This is a genomic window from Enterobacter sp. UPMP2052 (assembly GCF_053709675.1).
In genome coordinates this window covers 1,105,043-1,121,674 of record NZ_JBSKJR010000001.1, presented here as the reverse complement: position 1 = coordinate 1,121,674, position 16,632 = coordinate 1,105,043, and the positions used below count along the sequence as shown (strand labels likewise).

Below are 16,632 nucleotides of genomic sequence, written 5' to 3'. Positions count from 1 at the left end.
CACTCGGAGATAACATCATGTTTAGCAAACTCGCTTATTCCACACTCGCGTTAACCGTTTCTCTCGGCACCGTCATGTCCTGCCAGGCTGAAGTTACCGGAGCCGATTACAAAAACGCCTTTAATCAGGTCCACCAAATCAACGCCGGCGATCTTAACGTTGGCTATGTCGATATCGGCCCGAAAGATGGGCAGCCCGTCATATTGCTGCACGGCTGGCCGTATGACATTCACAGTTACGCGGACGTTGCGCCCCTGCTGGCGGCGAAGGGGTATCGCGTAATCGTGCCTTCTCTTCGTGGCTACGGCACCACGCGGTTTATCTCGGACAAAACGCCGCGTAACGGCCAGCCGTCGGCGATGGCGAAAGACGTCGTTAACCTGATGGATGCCCTGAATATCAAGCAAGCGGTCTTCGCGGGCTATGACTGGGGTGCCCGTACGGCGGATATCGTCGCCGCGCTCTGGCCGGAGCGGGTGAAATCCCTGGTATCGGTCAGCGGATATCTCATCAGTAGCCAGGCGATCGGCGAAAAACCGCTGCCACCCAAAGCGGAAGTGCAGTGGTGGTATCAATTCTATTTCGCCACCGCGCGCGGGGCAGAAGGCTACGCCAAAAATACGCATGACTTTGCCCGCCTGATCTGGTCCCAGGCATCGCCGGACTGGAAATTTACCGACGCGACCTTTAACGCCAGCGCCGCCTCGCTCGATAACCCGGACCACGTCGCCGTCACCCTCAGCAACTACCGCTGGCGTTTAGGGCTGGAAAAAGGCGAGCGCAAATATGATGCCTACGAGCAAAAACTTGCTGCGCTGCCGAACATCACCGTACCGACGATCACTATCGAAGGCGGTAACAATGGTGCGCCACACCCTGCACCTGAGGCCTATGCGGGCAAATTTACCGGTAAGTATGAACACCGCACCTTTGGGGCAACCGTTGGTCACAATCCACCGCAGGAAGATCCGCAGGATTTTGCTAAGGCGGTTATCGACGCTGACAAGCTCTGATATGTGCTATTTTCAATTGGTTACCCTTCTGTCAGGAGCCTGCGGTGGAGCATATTGATCATATCCTTGTCGTCGATGACGACAGGGATATTCGTGACTTAATCGTCGATTACCTTAATAAATCAGGCTATCTCGCCTCCGGCGCGGCCAACGGCAAAGAGATGCGCGTGGTGCTTGATAAACAGCATATCGACCTGGTGGTGCTGGACGTCATGATGCCTGGTGATGACGGACTAACCCTCTGTCGACAGTTACGCAGCAGCAAATTTAAAGATTTGCCGATCCTGATGCTTACCGCACGAAACGAAGAGACCGACCGGATCCTCGGCCTGGAAATGGGGGCCGACGATTACGTTGTGAAGCCTTTTGTCGCTCGCGAACTGTTGGCGCGGATCAAAGCCATCCTGCGCCGTTTCCGCACCATGCCGCCCAATCTGCAGGTTACCGAGGCCGGTCGTTTAGTGGTGTTTGGCGAATGGCAGCTGGATACCGTTGCCCGCCATCTCATCGACAATGAAGGTATGGTGGTAGCGTTGAGTGGGGCGGAGTACCGGCTTCTGCGCGTGTTCCTTGACCATCCACAGCGTGTGCTGACGCGCGACCAGCTGCTGAACCTGACGCAGGGGCGAGATGCCGAGCTGTTCGAACGTTCGATCGACCTTCTGGTGAGCCGCGTTCGCCAGCGTCTCAATGAGGATGCCCGCACACCTGCCTATATCAAAACCGTGCGCAGCGAAGGCTATGTTTTCACCATGCCCGTGACCATTATCGAGGCAAATGAATGACCCTTTGGCCCCGTTCGCTACTGGCCCGGCTGCTGATTATTGTGCTTCTCGGACTGTTGCTGGCTAACTCTCTCAGCCTGACTCTGGTGCTTTACGAGCGAATGCGCAGCGCACGCACGGTGATGCTCGGTAACCTGGAATATGATGTGGCGACCAGCGTGGCCATCCTCGACAGGCTGCCGGCGAACGAACGTCCGCAGTGGCTGGATCGCCTCGACCGCGGTAACTACCGTTATCTGCTTGGGCCGGGAGAGCCGGGTTCTCCTCCCCGGGATAAACGCTCGCGCGACGCCATTCGTACCTTGAAAGAGACGCTGGCAGACAGCTACCCGTTGTACTTTACCGCCGTTCCCGGGCCGATCTCGCACATTCAGGCGCATCTGACACTGAGCGACGGCGCGCCGTTAACCATCGATCTGATCCCCCGCATGCCGCCGGTCGCCAGCTGGCTTCCCGTGGTGCTGGTTTTGCAGCTGCTGCTGGTTGCGCTTTGCTCATGGATTGCCGTGCGTCAGGTGGTGCGGCCATTTTCACAGTTCACGCGCGCGGTGGACACCCTTGATCCCGCCGCTAACATGCCCATGACGGAGAAAGGGCCGATGGAAGTCCGTCGGGCGGCACACGCGTTTAATGCGATGCAATCGCGCATTCAGTCCTACCTGCGGGAGCGGGCGCAAATCCTGGCCTCGATTTCGCACGATCTTCAGACCCCCATAACCCGCATGAAGCTGCGCGTGGAGATGGCCGAACAGCCAGAACTTCGCGACAAGTTGCTGAATGACCTGGACAATATGTCGCGCCTCGTACGTGAAGGCATTGCGTATGCCCGGTCATCAGAAACCCTCGAAGAGACCACGCTAAAGATGGAACTTAACGCGTGGATCAACAGTATTGCCAGCGACTATCAGGACATTGGTAAAAACGTGCAGTTTCATGCAAACGAGGCGCGATTGCCCATCGTCACGCGTCCGCAGGCGCTGCGCAGGGTAATGACCAACCTGCTCGATAATGCCCTGAAGTTTGGCGGAGAGGCCATCATCAGAATTGATAATATCAGTGAAGAAGAGGTTGTTATTCATATTTTGGATAACGGCCCGGGGATCCCGGAGGCGGAGATCGAGGCGGTACTGCAGCCATTTTACCGGGTCGAGACGTCGCGTAACCGCGAGACCGGCGGAACCGGGCTAGGGCTGGCAATCGCCACCCAACTCACCGCCCAACTCAACGGCAAACTGCATCTGGCCAACCGGGCAGAAGGCGGGCTGGACGTGAGCGTCACGCTGCCACGCCGGTAATTGTACGGCTTTGTATCGCATTGCCACCGCGATACGCTGAAAGACAAAATTCGCCGTTTTGCACATAACCTGAATACATCAGTACGTTCAAATGACCCCACTGCAGTTTCGCAGCCACTCTGATATGTGAGGTCATTATGTTTCTGATTATCGCTTTTTTGGGCGGGATGATAAGTCTGCTCAGCCCCTGTACGCTCCCGGTTATTCCGCTGCTGTTTGCGGGTTTCCAGGGACAGCGCCGTCAGATCCTGGCGCTCCTCGCCGGTATGATCGTGATGTTTACCCTGGTGGCGATGGTCGTCACGGTTGCCAGCGACAGCATTGCGCAGGCGACGGTGATAGGGCGCGGGGTTGCTCTCGTTATTCTTGCGGTGGCGGCCCTGGCGCTGATCTTTCCGCAGTTTGCTCAACGCATTGCCGGGCCTGCAGTTGCCGCAGGAAATGTGTTAAACGCCCGCAGTGGACAGACGCGCGGGGTGCTTTCCGCTTTCCTCGGCGGGCTGGCGGTAGGGCTGCTCTGGTCACCCTGTGCCGGACCGATCCTTGGCGCGATTTTTAGCATCAACATTGCTGGCCATTCGGCTATCGCAACCGGCGCGCTGCTCGCCGCATACGGCAGCGGTTGTGCGGTGATGCTGGGCCTGCTTGCCGTGGGCGGACGCCGGCTGATGGCGCCTTTACGGGCAAAATCGGCCCTTATGGAGCGGCTGCGTCAGGGGGCGGGCGTCATGATGCTGGTCGCCGTGGTATTCAACGCCACCGGAATGACCTCGGCGTTGCAAGGGGCCAACGGGCTTGCCGATCGGCTCGAGAATACGCTCTTAACGCTGGTTAAACCCGCCAGCACCGGGGTGAAACTGCAGCCTGTGGTGCAAACGACGACGACCAGCCAGTTACCGTCTCTGGACGGCGGAACTGGTTGGGTAAATGGTGACCCTGTCACTTCTGAATCACTACGAGGCAAGGTGGTCCTGATCGATTTCTGGACCTGGGACTGCATTAACTGCCAGCATACGCTGCCGCATGTGCGTGACTGGGCGAATAAATACCAGTCGCAGGGCCTGGTCGTCATCGGTGTCCATACGCCAGAATACCCGTGGGAAAAACCGCTTTCGTCCGTCAAAAATGCGGTGAATAAATGGCAATTGCCGTACCGGGTAGTGGCGGATAATAACTATAAAATCTGGACCGCGTTCGGCAATCAGTACTGGCCCGCACACTATTACTTCGATGCGAAAGGCCAGCTGCGTTACACCGCTTTTGGCGAGGGGGATTATGAAAAACAGGAGCAGGTTATTCAGCAGTTGCTGAAAGAAGCCCGCTCCTGATCGTCGCCTCAGGGTACGCGTTTGGCGACAATAAACAGTCGTGGAAAGGCCAGCAGTATCTGCCCGTTTTCCTGGAGCGGATACTGCGCTTCCAGCATCTGATGGTAGCGTTTGAGGTAGTTTTTCTGCTCACTCTCGTTGAGATCCTGCAACCACGGGCGTAAACCCGTCGCACTGACCCAGTCAATAATCGCCTGATGTGAACCCATTTTGTGGAAATAGGTGGTCCGCCAGATATCCACCTCGCAGCCTGCCTCCGTCAGAATATCGTAATAGGCGTGAACGCCCGGCAGCGGTTCCCGGCCTCGGTTCGGGTAGCCCTGTTCGCTGGCCACGTCACGCATGGCGACGTGGGTTGGTTCGAGCCAGTTATCCGGCATCTGGATCGCCAGCACACCGTTTAAGCGCAGCAGGGAAACCAGATGCGGCAGCAGATCGTAATGATTGGGTATCCACTGCAGCGAGGCGTTGGCGTAAATCAGGCTAAGCGGTTCCTGCGGCTTGTACTGGCGGATATCCGCCTCTACGAAGCGGCAGCCGGGCAGGGCAGCTCGTGCTTCCTCCAGCATCGCCGGAGAATTATCCACCCCGGTAATATCGGCATCAGGCCAGCGCTGGCGAAGCAACGCGGTACTGTTTCCGGGGCCGCAACCAAAATCGACAATCGAGGCGGCATCATCAAGCTGAACGCGGGCGAGCAGTTCTGCGGCGGGTCGTGTGCGTTCTTCACCGTATTGCAGGTAAAGAGAGGGATTCCAGTCGGCCATTTTTTACATCTCCGTCATGCATGGTTCAGCAAGAATAGCACAGGCAGCCACCTGCACGGCGGCAGGCAGCTGTTAAGACACAAGCCTATAAAATGCCTTTCAGCGCAACGTGATACAGCAGCATGATGGTTTTACCGTCGACGATCAGACCCTTTTCAATGCCCTTTAACGCCTCGTCGAGCGTAAGCTCCAGCACCTCGATATCTTCGCCTTCAGCCTTGATCCCGCCACCGGCGCTGGCCCGATCCTGGGGGTGATATTCCGCGAGGAAGAAATAGAGTTTTTCCGTGACCGAGCCAGGGCTCATGTAGGCCTCGAACACTTTTTCCACGCGCGATACCCGAAAACCGGTCTCTTCCTCGGCTTCCGCCTTAATACGGCTTTCAGGATCCAGATTATCGAGAAGCCCGGCAGCGGCCTCAATGAGATCGCCCGCATGACCATTGATAAATACCGTAAATCGGAACTGGCGCGTCAAAATGACCGTTTTTTTGTCGCGGTTGTAGAGCAAAATCGTCGCCCCGTTTCCCCGGTCGTAGACCTCACGAGTCTGACGCTGCCACTCCCCGTCGTGGCGCTGGCGGTCGAACGTGTATTTTTTCAGGCTGTACCAGTTATTGGACAATATTTCGTCCGCGATAATGCATATATCTGCACGTTGTAAGGGCATGTTTGCTTCTCCTTAGGGTGAGAAGCTATAATAAGCAGCAATAACGTGCATCATCAAGATAAAACATGCAACTTCAGGATCTGATTATGCTGACCAGCCAGCGAAAGCAATTTATTCTCGACATACTCCACGCCGACGGACAGGTGCAATCGAAGGCGTTAAGCCTTCATTTTGGCGTTTCGGAGGATACCATCCGCCGCGATTTACGTGAGCTTGCGGCAGAAGGGCGTTTACAGCGCGTTCATGGCGGGGCGCTGCCAGCATCATCCGCGACGGCACCTTTTGCCGAACGCCAGACTTTAAAGGTGGACGCCAAGAAAAACGTAGCCCGCTGCGGCGCGCAGCTGATTTCGCCAGGTCAGGTTGTGATTATCGACGGAGGAACCACGACGTCCGAGCTGATCACCTTTCTGCCGCAGGATTTGAACATTACCGTTGTGACGCACAGCCCGGGCATTGCGCTGGGCCTTATCAATCATCCATTCATCGAGGTGATTTTGATTGGAGGTCGGCTCTACAAACACTCCATTGTGACGGTCGGCGCGGCGGCAGTGGAGGGCATTGAAAAGATCCAGGCCGACCTGTTCTTTATGGGCGTCACGGGCATCCATCCGGAAGCCGGGCTGACAACCGGTGATTATGAAGAAGCCTCTATCAAACGCGCTTTCTCAGGCAGAGCAGCAGAGACGGTCGTGCTCGCTTCGCCGGAAAAAATCAACGCGGCATCATCTTTTGTTATCGGCGGCCTGTCGCTCGCCAATACGGTTGTGGTTGAAGCGAATACCGATCGCGCATGGATAAATGCCATCGAAGAAAAGGGCGTTTCAGTCGTTAAGGCCGCGTAACCGCTAAACCAGGTTTCGGTATCCCTTAGAAGGGATATTATTTGATTTATCCCCTCTAGGGGATAATACTGTGCTTATCCTCTATAGGGGATAAACTCACGGTGAGAGCGAGACACGATGAAAGCACCCATGATATACAGCCCGACGCAGCTGGCGAACGCCATGAGGCTGGTTCGCCAAAAAAACAACTGGACCCAGAGTGAGCTGGCAAAAAAGATAGGCATTAAGCAGGCGACGATTTCCAATTTTGAAAATGCCCCGGACAATACCACGCTGGCGACGTTTTTTAAGATACTCCAGTCGCTTGAGATGAGCGTGTCTCTGCACGAAGCAGACCATGCGGTTGCCGATAATCCACAGGAGCTGGACTGGTAATGCCGACATTAGTGACATGGATGAATAACGAACGCGTCGGTGAACTGACGAAATTGCCAACCGGTGCACATACGTACAGGTATGACAAAACGTGGCTTTCTAGCCCGTACGCCCGACCTTTGTCGTTATCTCTGCCGCTGCAAACCGGTAATATCACCTCCGATGCCGTTTTTAACTTCTTTGATAACCTCCTGCCGGACAGTCCTGTCGTCAGGGATCGCATCGTGAAGCGCTATCAGGCGAAATCTAAACAACCTTTTGATTTACTTGCAGAAATAGGTCGAGACAGCGTGGGCGCCGTGACGTTACTGCCGCCAGAAGAAGCGAGCCTGAATCCGGTCATGGCCTGGGAAACGCTCAGCGAGCAGAAGCTGGAAGCAATCCTCTCGGCCTATAAATCCGATATTCCACTGGGGATGATTGATGACGAAAATGATTTTCGCATTTCCGTCGCCGGCGCCCAGGAAAAGACGGCGTTATTAAAGAAGGGAGATGACTGGTGCATCCCGAAAGGCACGACGCCAACGACCCATATCATTAAGTTGCCGATCGGCGAAATCAGGCAGCCTAACGCTACGCTGGATTTACGCGACAGCGTCGATAACGAATATTTCTGCCTCAAGTTCGCAAACGCACTGGGTTTTGAGGTGCCGAAAGCGGAAATCATCAACGCGGGCAGGGTGCGCGCGCTTGCCGTGGAACGCTTCGACAGGCGCTGGAATGCAGACCACACCGTGTTACTGCGGTTACCTCAGGAAGATATGTGTCAGACATTCGGACTGCCTTCCTCGTTAAAGTACGAATCCGACGGTGGCCCCGGCATTGCGCAAATCATGTCATTTTTACTCGGCTCTAGCGCTGCACTGAAAGATCGCCACAACTTTATGAAGTTCCAGGTGTTTCAGTGGCTGTTGGGCGCAACCGACGGCCATGCTAAAAATTTCTCGGTATTTATACAGGCGGGCGGAAGTTATCGGCTGACGCCATTTTATGACATCATCTCGGCATTCCCGGTACTCGGTGGCGCCGGTATTCACATCAGCGATTTGAAACTGGCAATGGGCCTGACGGCATCCAGGGGCCGAAAAAATGCCATCGATAAAATTCATCCGCGCCATTTTATGGCAACTGCAAAAGCGGTGAAGTTCCCGGAGGATCGGATGAGAGAGATTATGCAGTCGTTCGCAGATCACGTCCCGCTGGCGCTTAATGAGGTTATGGATTCGCTGCCGGAAGGTTTTTCCGACAAGGTGGCGACGTCGATAACTTCCAACGTACTCCGGTTGCATGCGCGGTTATGTAAAGAGGTTGGAAAATGAGCGGTCTGGGTGATGCGATAAAGGTGGGCAATGACGTCGTAGAATTAATGGTTTTGATGTGATGATATGTTAGTGCGTATAATGTATATTATGTTAAATGGGATAATTAGTAGCGACCCCAGCTAATGACTGGATGCCCTGTCTCTTCATATAAACCGCTATGGAAGTTTGAGGACAACACCTGCCCCTGGATTTGCGATGCCTGAAAGCTTAGAGATAACTGCCTTTGGCATTTTCAGTGAATCTCTGTCCGCGCATAAAAATGGGGCCTCAGGGGCCCCACGTTGTTTACGGTGAACGTCTTATCAAATTATTCAGGCAGCGCGTAAACCACCACCTGGTCGCCAACCTGATCCTTCAGAATGGTATTGCCGCCGGCAACGAAAGCCACATACTGGCGACCCTTATACTCATACACCGACGGGTTGGCAACCGCTGGCGCCTCGACCTGATCGGACCACAACTCTTCGCCGGTCTCTACCGAGTAGGCGCGCACTTTGGCGTCCATTGAGGCGCCAATGAAAATCACGCCGCCCGCGGTCACAGCCGGGCCACCGATGGTAGGAGAACCCCAACTTTCCGGCATAAAGAAGCCATACTGCTGCGATGCACCTATCGGACGACGCCATTTAACATCCCCCGTATGCATATCCAGCGCCACGATCTCACCAAACGGTGGCTGCCAGCATGGCATGCCCAGCCAGTTGTTCGCGACCATCAGGCGCAGGCCGTAAGGTGCCCCTTCCTGTGGTGCAAAACCACTCTCATTGCCGGCGCTTTTATCCGCTTTGTCGTAGTCTTCGCGGCTATACAGCTTCACATACTGAACAATGTGGGAGGTGTTAACGATAGCAATTTGTTTATGCGGGTCAAACGCCACGCCACCCCATTGAACACCACCCGCACTGTCCGGATAGGTCAGTGCGCCCTCGCCTTTCGTTGTTGGCGGCGTGTACATACCTTCATAGGTCAAGTTATCCCAAAGGCGGCTACATTGCCCGGCACCGACAACATCTGCCAGTTTCCAGATGGCTGGTTTTTTCGACTGGTCCAGCAGCGGCGCAGGTTTGGTGGGGAACGGCTGCGTAGGCGAGAGAACTTCCCCCTTCACTGAACCATCACCCTGCGGTACCGGGCGTTCTTCGATAGGCCAGACGTCTTCCCCCGTCAGACGGTTAACCACAAACAAAAAGCCCTGCTTGGTTGCCTGAACCAGTGCCGGGATCTGTTTGCCGTTGACGGTGATATCCATCAGCGTTGGCGCAGAGTTAATATCGTAATCCCACACATCATGGTGCACCCATTGACGCGACCAGACCACTTTGCCTGTATTGATGTCCAGCGCGGTGGTCGACGTGCCGAGGGGAATAGCGTCGACACGATTACCGCCCCAGTAGTTAGGTGATGGAGATGAGACCGGAAGGTAGACCAACCCGTTCGCCTCGTCGGCAGACATATGTGTCCAGACGTTGGCCGTTCCGGTGCGTTTGCGGATGTCAGCGGGGATCGCTTCGAAAGACCATTCCCGCTTGCCGGTCTGAGCGTTGAATGAAAATACGGTGCCTGGAGGTGCTTCAGCATACGCCCAGTCCTTGCCGGCCCAGCCTACAAGCAGATGATTACCGACCACCGTTGGTGGCTGAAGAATGGACAGCGGATATTTGGCGTTCTCCGTGTTCCACTGATTGATATCCAGCACGCCATTGTCCGCAAAGCCGCTGCACGGTTTGCCTGAATCGGCATCCAGCGCAAAGAGCTTGCCATCAACGGTGCCCATATAAACGATTTTCTGACAGGCTTCTCCGGCGACCGGTTGTTTTGCCTGCCAGTAAGAGACACCGCGGTTTTTCAGTACCGGCTGAGTGAGCGCTTTTCGAGAAGATTTCGTGTCATAATGCCACTTCTCTTTGCCCGTCCCCGGATCCAGCGCTATCAGGCGATCAAAAGGGGTACCAATGTAAATGGTCTGATTGGCAAAAATTGGCGTCGCTGACCAGACGGTAGCAGGCGTCTCCCCTTTCCCATCCGACACGTCACCGGTATGAAACTCCCACACCTTGGTTAATTTGTTAACGTTCTCCGCCGTGATCTGTTTCAACGGGCTGTATTTCTGCGCGTTGAGTTGCCCGTGAAAGCTATCCCAGATGGCCTCAGAAGGTACCAGCGGCGTGGCCGGTTGGCTGGCTGAAGCGACATTCTGCCCCACGCTTTTGCCGGTAGAAGCCTCATTCGTGGTTTTGGTGGTTCCCTGTTTTTGCTGATCGGCGGCGTCGACGTTGAGCTCTTCCTGAGTCCCCTGTGAGGCCTCAGCGGCTTTATCCTGCGCCTGTGTTAGCGGTGTGACCAGCAATGCGAGTGTTGTCATGCTGACTTTTAATAACGGGTAGTGTTTATTGTTATGCACGGGTGGCTCCTCAGGCGCTGACGCGTTGATTGTGACGGGCGGAATTGCTGCAAAGCGCAATCAGACCAATCAGGCCGACCACCATGGCTGCGGTGATGATGTACTGGTGCAGTAGCGCGGCGGCGAAACCAATACCAAACAGCACCACAAGAGTGACGATGATCAGGAAAATGCGCGCACCGCGACGGGTGGCGGCACGTAACAGTAAGGTCAGTATCGCCAGTACGGCGCTGGCGATGACGACGCCCAGTGCCCCGATGGTACCGGTGACGCCCGTAAGCGGCGTTAACCAGGCGTATAGCGCCACCGCGAAACTGATTACCGCGGCCAGTAGCAGCAATATGCTCCCGACCCGGGAAGAGTGAGAATGCAACATACCAGGAAATCCCCTTAAAAAAATGAATCATAAACTCAACGTGTTTTGTGAGCATGTGCGACTGTTATTCGCGCAGGCGAAGGCCAAGAAATCAATGCGATGTGAAGAACAGCGGCAAAATTCACTAAACGTAACTGAGTATAGAAGAGGATATTTTTTGTGGGCGAGACAGATGCCAACGTAGCACGTGTTGCTTACAATTCGGGGCGGTGTTGTACCAGCCCCTTCCCTGTTCATCACGACACCGCCCGACAGACTTCCCGCACCTTCTCCCGTAACCACCGGTGACCCGGATCATTTTCCATTTTAGGGTGCCACATTTGCGAAACCGTTATGACCCGGGCAGTAAACGGTAATTCGAAAATATGCAGTTTGTCGGTCATCTGCTGGTTCAGCAGATACAGTGCGGGCACCATCGCGATGAGACTGGATTCCAGCGCCACCGATAATGCAGTCGGAAAACCGGGGACGACGCTGGCGACTTTACGTTTAAGGCCCAGCTCCGCCAGCGCTTCGTCGACAAAACCGTTGAGCGAGCCGTCGGGCGCTGCAACCACATGTCCCCAGGAAATAAAGGCATTCACGTCTATCTTTGGCAATGAAACCAGCGGATGCGCTTTGCGAACCGCGCCGACAAAACGATCCTGGAACAGTCGCTGAATGCGGATCTCTGGCCCCATGTTGCTTTGCACACCGATTTCCAGATCAACCAGGCCTTCACGCAAATAGCGCGAGGTTTTCTCCGGTTTCGGCGCAAATCGCAAACAGACGTCAGGGGCCGCTTTTGCGACGGATGCAATCAGCGCGGGTCCAAACGCGACCACAAAGCCATCGTTCGCTCTGATGGTGAAAAGCCGCGCAAGTTCTTCCACCTTCAGTGTGTCGGCGGACGGCTGAAGGACCACCCTCGCCTCGTGCACCGCATTTCTGGCACGCTCTCTGGCGGCTTCAGCCCAGGGCGTCAGGACCATATTGCGGCCTGCGCGAACCAGAATCGGATCGCCCGTCACATCACGCAGCCTGCTCAACGTGCGGCTCATGGCCGATGTACTGAGGTTTAAACGCCGTGCTGCGCCGGCCACGCTGGCTTCGGTGAGCAGTACATCAAGCGCAACAAGCAAATTAAAATCCGGGTCCGCCATACAAGCCTCGTGAGAAAGTGATAAGGCGTTTCATGCAACGATTAAGTGCAAACGCTGCGCCTTCCGCCCGTTATATCCCATGTTTATAGTTTCGTCATCAAAACCTGACTGCAGGAGTAAACACCATGATGCTCTTTTCACATCAGCCCGGCGACGACGGTCTGCCAGGTCACGAGCGCGCGGGTGTGATGGCCGCCGTTATGACGACGACGCTAATGGGCGTGTTTGATGGCACCATGATCAACATTGCGCTGCCCTCAATGGCGAACGCGCTGCACGTCTCCGCCAGCGTCGCCGTCTGGTTCGCCAACGCTTATCTGCTGGCGGCCGCGATGATGCTTGCCATCTTTGCGGCGCTCGCGACTCGCGTGGGATTTCGGCCCGTGTTTCTGTCCGGCCTTGCAGCATTTACGCTGGCTTCGTTAGGCTGTGCGCTGGCAAGTTCTGCGGAGCTGCTGATTGGCATGCGGGTGATACAGGGCATTGCCGGTGCCGCCACGTTAAGCATCGCCCCGGCAATACTGCGCTCCGTCTTTCCGGGACGACTGCTGGGGCGCGTGCTCGGCCTGCACGCCCTGCTCATCGCCTCAAGTACCGCCATCGCGCCCGTGCTCGGCGGTGTGATACTGCACGCCCTGAGCTGGCAATGGCTGTTCGCGATCAACGTTATTCCGGGCACCGTCGCGCTGTGGCTGGCCTGCAACGCGTTGCCACGCCCGAAAGCTGTCGATAAAACGCCGTTTGACGTGCCCGGTGCCCTGCTCTCGGCGATGTTTTTAGGTGCCACGGTGATGACGGCCAACAGTTTTTCCGGCTTACAGGGCATCAACACGGATGTTTTGAGTTGGGCAAGCGTCGCCCTCGTAAGCGCCGTAGCGTTTACCCGGCACAGCCGTCGCACACGGGATCCGCTGTTGCCGCCGGTAATCTTCCAGAACGCGCGCTTTACGTTGGCCGCCCTGACCTCGTTGGCCTCTTTTGTCAGTCAGGGGGCAACCTTTATTGCGCTGCCATTCCTCTTTCAAAACGTCTATGGCTTTAGTGCCGTCGTCGCGGCGCTGCTGTTCACTCCATGGCCGATAGGGATCGTCTTGATCGCACCTCATGCCGGCCGCTGGGCAGATACTTTCTCTGCGCCGGTGATATCGACCCTGGGTCTGATGATTTTTGTGGTGGGATTAGTCCTGCTGGCCATGCTGCCCGCCTCTCCCTCGACGTGGGATATCTGCCTGCGTAACCTGGTGTGCGGTATAGGCTTTGGCTGTTTTCAGAGCCCTAACAACCGGGAAATGCTCTCGAATGTAGCCCGGGAATATGCCAGCTATGCGTCCGGGGTATTAGCCATCGTCAGGACCTTTGGGCAGTGTCTTGGGGCCGCCGCGGCTGGCGTGGTGTTGACGATGATAACAACCGCCTCCAGGCCAGGGCTGGATGTCCAGGCGGTTCATCTGTCGCTGTGGATTGCCGTTGCGGCATCAGCAGCGTCGGTCGCGTTTAGCCTGAGCAGGCTGCGCAAACCCGTGCGGGCGGGTGCATCGGAACAGGAGCAGCGGTGAGGCTGCTCCCTTCTCACCTTACTCCAGTGCCAGGAGAGCAAAGCTGGCAAGCCAGTGCCCGCCGCTATAATGGCTCCCCACCACATGCTCAACGCTGGCGGCCAGATGCTGTTCAACCGCCTTGCTTAGCGCCGGTTGCGCTACATGGTTTTCCGGCAGCGCGTTGGCGATATGCTTCATGCACCAGGCGCGGCTGAGGTTTAGCCCGTCGAGGTGAGCAATTTTCGGATCGGTACGGTCGCTGACCTGTGCCGGTTCCATGAGCGCCGTAATCGATCCGACGTTCGGCAGGAATGAGTCGAACCAGGCCGGGAAGTGTTCGGCCACTTTGCTCATCAGCAGCGCTTCGGTGAGCGCACCGGAAATATACTCATCACCGCCCGGCTCGTAATGTGCCGGATAGTGCGTGTCGCGGGCGTAGAAACGGTTTGCCGCCGCCAGGATAGATTCTTCCAGCGCGCTATCCTGCACCGCGCGGGCATAATCCAGCGCCAGCGCCAGGGCGAATGCCGTGTTGTAGTGCGTCCCGACGCGGATCGGGTACGTTAACTTGCTGAGGTAATCCACCAGCCTGTCGCGAATATCCTGAGTTAACGGCTCAAGGGTTTGATACCAGCGTTGCGCCTGTGGCAATGCGGACTGTTTCAGTTCCTGAGCCAGCGCCAGTAGCCAGCCGTAGCCGTAAGGGCGCTCAAAGGAGGCGCGGAACGGTGCGTTGAAATAAGCCAGCTCCTGCGCCACGTTTTCAGCTGTAATGTGTTCTTCAAACAGCGCGACGATCGCCTCCCGGCACGGCAGATCCGGATAAAGACGAACGCAGCGCAGCAGCAGCCAGTAACCGTGTACCGCCGAATGCCAGTCAAAACAGCCGTAAAAGACAGGGTGCAGCGCGCGAGGCGGTAATACATCCCCGTCATCATTAAGCAGGTGCATAATGTGGTTCGGGTATTCCTGGCGCAAATAGGTTAAAGGCATACGGGCAAAAGCGTCCGCCTGATGTTGCGTTAATTCCATAACAGCTCCTTAGCGAAACACGAGGAAATACATTAAGAACACGTTCACCACCAGCAGGGTTAACGCGGTCGGGATCTGGATCTTAATGACCTGATATTTGTCCTTCAGCTCCAGCAGCGCGGCAGGAACGATATTGAAGTTCGCGGCCATCGGCGTCATCAGGGTGCCGCAGTAACCGGCGTACATCCCGATAGCCAGCAGTGGTGCCGGGTTGCCATGATGAACGTTAATCAGGAAAGGCAAGGCGATCCCGGCGCTCAGCACCGGGAAGGCCGCAAACGCGTTACCCATAATCATGGTGAATAACGCCATGCCGATGCAGTAGATCACCACCAGCATGAAGCGGTTATCCGGATCGACAAACAGGCTGACAACCTTCTGTACCGACTCCCCGGTATCCGCAACCACAAACACCCCACCGAGCATGGCCAGCATTTGCGGCAGGATCACCGCCCAGCCGATGGTATCCACCAGGCGACGGGACTGACGTATAGCGTGCAGCGGCGTCCCCTTCGTCAGCCACCAGCCCGTCAGGATCGCCGCAACGCACGCGACGCACAGCGCGGCCAGCGTAAGCTGTTTCTGATCGAGAAGATAAACGCCGCCAATAGACACGCCTTTAAGGAACAGCGTCCCGATAACCGTCACTACGGGGATCATCAGCGCAGGCAGGAACAGCCAGTTTTTCAGCCGGTTTGAGGAGGCAACGCGCTCCTCATCGGTCGACATTTTATAGTGTCCTTTGCCAACCAGCCCAAAGCCGGCCAGCAGGGCGATAACGATAACGCCGCCGCCAATGATCCGGTACGCCAGGGATTTACCCAGCTCCTGCACCATCAGATCGCCAAACAGGAAAATCCCGCCGAACAGGAACCAGAACAGCGCCGTGGTAAAGCGTTTAGGGTTGGCGCGATCCCGCAGGGTCATAATGACCAGCAGCATAACGACAAAGCCAATCAGGTAGTAAACGCGGTTAATGGTGATTAACGTCATCATGGTGCGATCTCCTGCGTACCCTGCTCTGCTCGCCAGGCCATGACGTCGCGACGGATGCTGGCATCCAGGCGCAGCAGACGCGTCATATGAATGATCAGCGCCGCAATGGCGGTGGGAATGGCCCACAGGCCGATGTGCAGCGGCTCGATCCCTTCAATGCCGTTCTCTTTCAGGAACGCGTCAATCAGCAGCACCGCCCCGAAAGCAATAAAGATATCTTCACCAAAGAAGACGGCAATATTGTCGCATGCAGCGGCATGGGCTTTGATTTTGTCGCGAATATGCTGCGGGAGTTCGCCGTATTCATTAAGCGCAGCCCCTTCCGCCATGGGTGCCAGCAGCGGACGCACGGTCTGTGCATGACCGCCAAGGGACATCAGCCCCAGGGCCGCCGTACCTTCACGCGCCACAAAGTAGAGCATCAGAATACGCGCCGAGGTCGCGCTGGCAATTTTTGCGACCCAGGCCTGGGCCCGCTCTTTCAGCCCGTAGTACTCCAGAAGACCAATCACAGGCAGGATCAGAATGAAGGTGGCGAGCGAACGGCTGTTAACGAACTTCTCGCCAAAGGTCTCCAGCAGCATGCCGAGATCCATGCCGACCAGCAAACCCGTCGCCAGCCCTGCGACCACGACAACCAGCAGCGGGTTGAAGCGCAGTGCAAAACCAATAACCACCACCGGTATCCCGATAAGCGGCAACAGTGTAGAACCGTCCATAAACGTTTACCCTATCCAAAGTGAGCGT

At 56.2% G+C, this 16,632-nt stretch carries 16 protein-coding genes; 8 read left to right on the top strand and 8 right to left on the bottom strand.

Features of this window, described 5'->3' with window-relative positions:
* Positions 1–17 precede the first annotated feature (17 nt).
* From ACWKX3_RS05135 to ACWKX3_RS05120, 4 genes are all read left to right on the top strand, one after another.
* Positions 18–1,013, top strand: coding sequence for an alpha/beta fold hydrolase (locus ACWKX3_RS05135; RefSeq protein ID WP_202562164.1), 996 nt, complete (start codon positions 18–20; stop codon positions 1,011–1,013).
* Positions 1,014–1,057: 44 nt separating this feature from the next.
* Positions 1,058–1,798 carry a response regulator gene (locus tag ACWKX3_RS05130; RefSeq protein WP_006175274.1) on the top strand — a complete coding sequence of 247 codons (741 nt, stop codon included), beginning with the start codon at positions 1,058–1,060 and terminating at the stop codon, positions 1,796–1,798.
* Positions 1,795–3,093, top strand: a complete 1,299-nt coding sequence (locus ACWKX3_RS05125) for an ATP-binding protein (protein ID WP_006175279.1) — start codon at positions 1,795–1,797, stop codon at positions 3,091–3,093. Before ACWKX3_RS05130 ends, ACWKX3_RS05125 begins: the two co-directional genes overlap by 4 nt.
* Before the next feature lie 137 nt (positions 3,094–3,230).
* Complete coding sequence (locus tag ACWKX3_RS05120) at positions 3,231–4,421, top strand: cytochrome c biogenesis protein/redoxin (protein ID WP_454541387.1); 1,191 nt, start codon at positions 3,231–3,233, stop codon at positions 4,419–4,421.
* An 8-nt stretch (positions 4,422–4,429) separates the two neighbouring features.
* Here ACWKX3_RS05120 and tam read toward each other — a convergent pair whose 3' ends face one another.
* Entirely contained in the window at positions 4,430–5,188 is a 759-nt protein-coding gene (gene tam, locus ACWKX3_RS05115; RefSeq protein ID WP_454541386.1) for a trans-aconitate 2-methyltransferase, read from the bottom strand.
* An 85-nt stretch (positions 5,189–5,273) separates the two neighbouring features.
* Positions 5,274–5,858 carry an NUDIX domain-containing protein gene (locus ACWKX3_RS05110; RefSeq protein ID WP_454541385.1) on the bottom strand — a complete coding sequence of 195 codons (585 nt, stop codon included), beginning with the start codon at positions 5,856–5,858 and terminating at the stop codon, positions 5,274–5,276.
* A gap of 86 nt (positions 5,859–5,944) precedes the next feature.
* On the opposite strand from ACWKX3_RS05110, the gene ACWKX3_RS05105 reads away from it, so the two are divergent.
* The 3 genes from ACWKX3_RS05105 (at position 5,945) to ACWKX3_RS05095 (ending at position 8,397) form a co-directional block, all read left to right on the top strand.
* Entirely contained in the window at positions 5,945–6,703 is a 759-nt protein-coding gene (locus ACWKX3_RS05105; RefSeq protein WP_042319819.1) for a DeoR/GlpR family DNA-binding transcription regulator, read from the top strand.
* A 117-nt stretch (positions 6,704–6,820) separates the two neighbouring features.
* Positions 6,821–7,078, top strand: coding sequence for a type II toxin-antitoxin system antitoxin HipB (gene hipB, locus ACWKX3_RS05100; protein ID WP_101737717.1), 258 nt, complete (start codon positions 6,821–6,823; stop codon positions 7,076–7,078).
* Positions 7,078–8,397 (top strand): type II toxin-antitoxin system HipA family toxin, encoded by a 1,320-nt coding sequence (locus ACWKX3_RS05095; RefSeq protein ID WP_137273130.1) that lies wholly within the window; start codon positions 7,078–7,080, stop codon positions 8,395–8,397. Before hipB ends, ACWKX3_RS05095 begins: the two co-directional genes overlap by 1 nt.
* Before the next feature lie 310 nt (positions 8,398–8,707).
* On the opposite strand, the gene ACWKX3_RS05090 is transcribed toward ACWKX3_RS05095, so the two are convergent.
* From ACWKX3_RS05090 to ACWKX3_RS05080, 3 genes are all read right to left on the bottom strand, one after another.
* On the bottom strand, positions 8,708–10,801 hold the full coding sequence (locus ACWKX3_RS05090) for a pyrroloquinoline quinone-dependent dehydrogenase (RefSeq protein WP_102890873.1): 2,094 nt from the start codon (positions 10,799–10,801) through the stop codon (positions 8,708–8,710).
* Between the two features lie 10 nt (positions 10,802–10,811).
* Complete coding sequence (locus ACWKX3_RS05085) at positions 10,812–11,177, bottom strand: hypothetical protein (protein ID WP_088209104.1); 366 nt, start codon at positions 11,175–11,177, stop codon at positions 10,812–10,814.
* Positions 11,178–11,413: 236 nt separating this feature from the next.
* Complete coding sequence (locus tag ACWKX3_RS05080; protein ID WP_454541384.1) at positions 11,414–12,319, bottom strand: LysR family transcriptional regulator; 906 nt, start codon at positions 12,317–12,319, stop codon at positions 11,414–11,416.
* A gap of 125 nt (positions 12,320–12,444) precedes the next feature.
* Between ACWKX3_RS05080 and ACWKX3_RS05075 the strand changes: the two genes are divergently transcribed.
* Positions 12,445–13,875 carry an MFS transporter gene (locus ACWKX3_RS05075; RefSeq protein WP_454541383.1) on the top strand — a complete coding sequence of 477 codons (1,431 nt, stop codon included), beginning with the start codon at positions 12,445–12,447 and terminating at the stop codon, positions 13,873–13,875.
* Between the two features lie 18 nt (positions 13,876–13,893).
* Here ACWKX3_RS05075 and ACWKX3_RS05070 read toward each other — a convergent pair whose 3' ends face one another.
* Genes ACWKX3_RS05070 through ACWKX3_RS05060 form a run of 3 tightly spaced genes read right to left on the bottom strand, consistent with a single transcriptional unit; the run spans position 13,894 to position 16,604 of the window.
* Positions 13,894–14,889 carry a DUF2891 domain-containing protein gene (locus ACWKX3_RS05070; protein ID WP_454541382.1) on the bottom strand — a complete coding sequence of 332 codons (996 nt, stop codon included), beginning with the start codon at positions 14,887–14,889 and terminating at the stop codon, positions 13,894–13,896.
* 9 nt (positions 14,890–14,898) lie between these two features.
* The gene (locus ACWKX3_RS05065; RefSeq protein WP_006175307.1) at positions 14,899–15,885 is read right to left on the bottom strand and encodes a DUF979 domain-containing protein; all 987 of its coding nucleotides are present in this window, start codon (positions 15,883–15,885) and stop codon (positions 14,899–14,901) included.
* Positions 15,882–16,604, bottom strand: coding sequence for a DUF969 domain-containing protein (locus ACWKX3_RS05060; protein WP_006175309.1), 723 nt, complete (start codon positions 16,602–16,604; stop codon positions 15,882–15,884). Before ACWKX3_RS05060 ends, ACWKX3_RS05065 begins: the two co-directional genes overlap by 4 nt.
* Positions 16,605–16,632 lie beyond the last annotated feature (28 nt).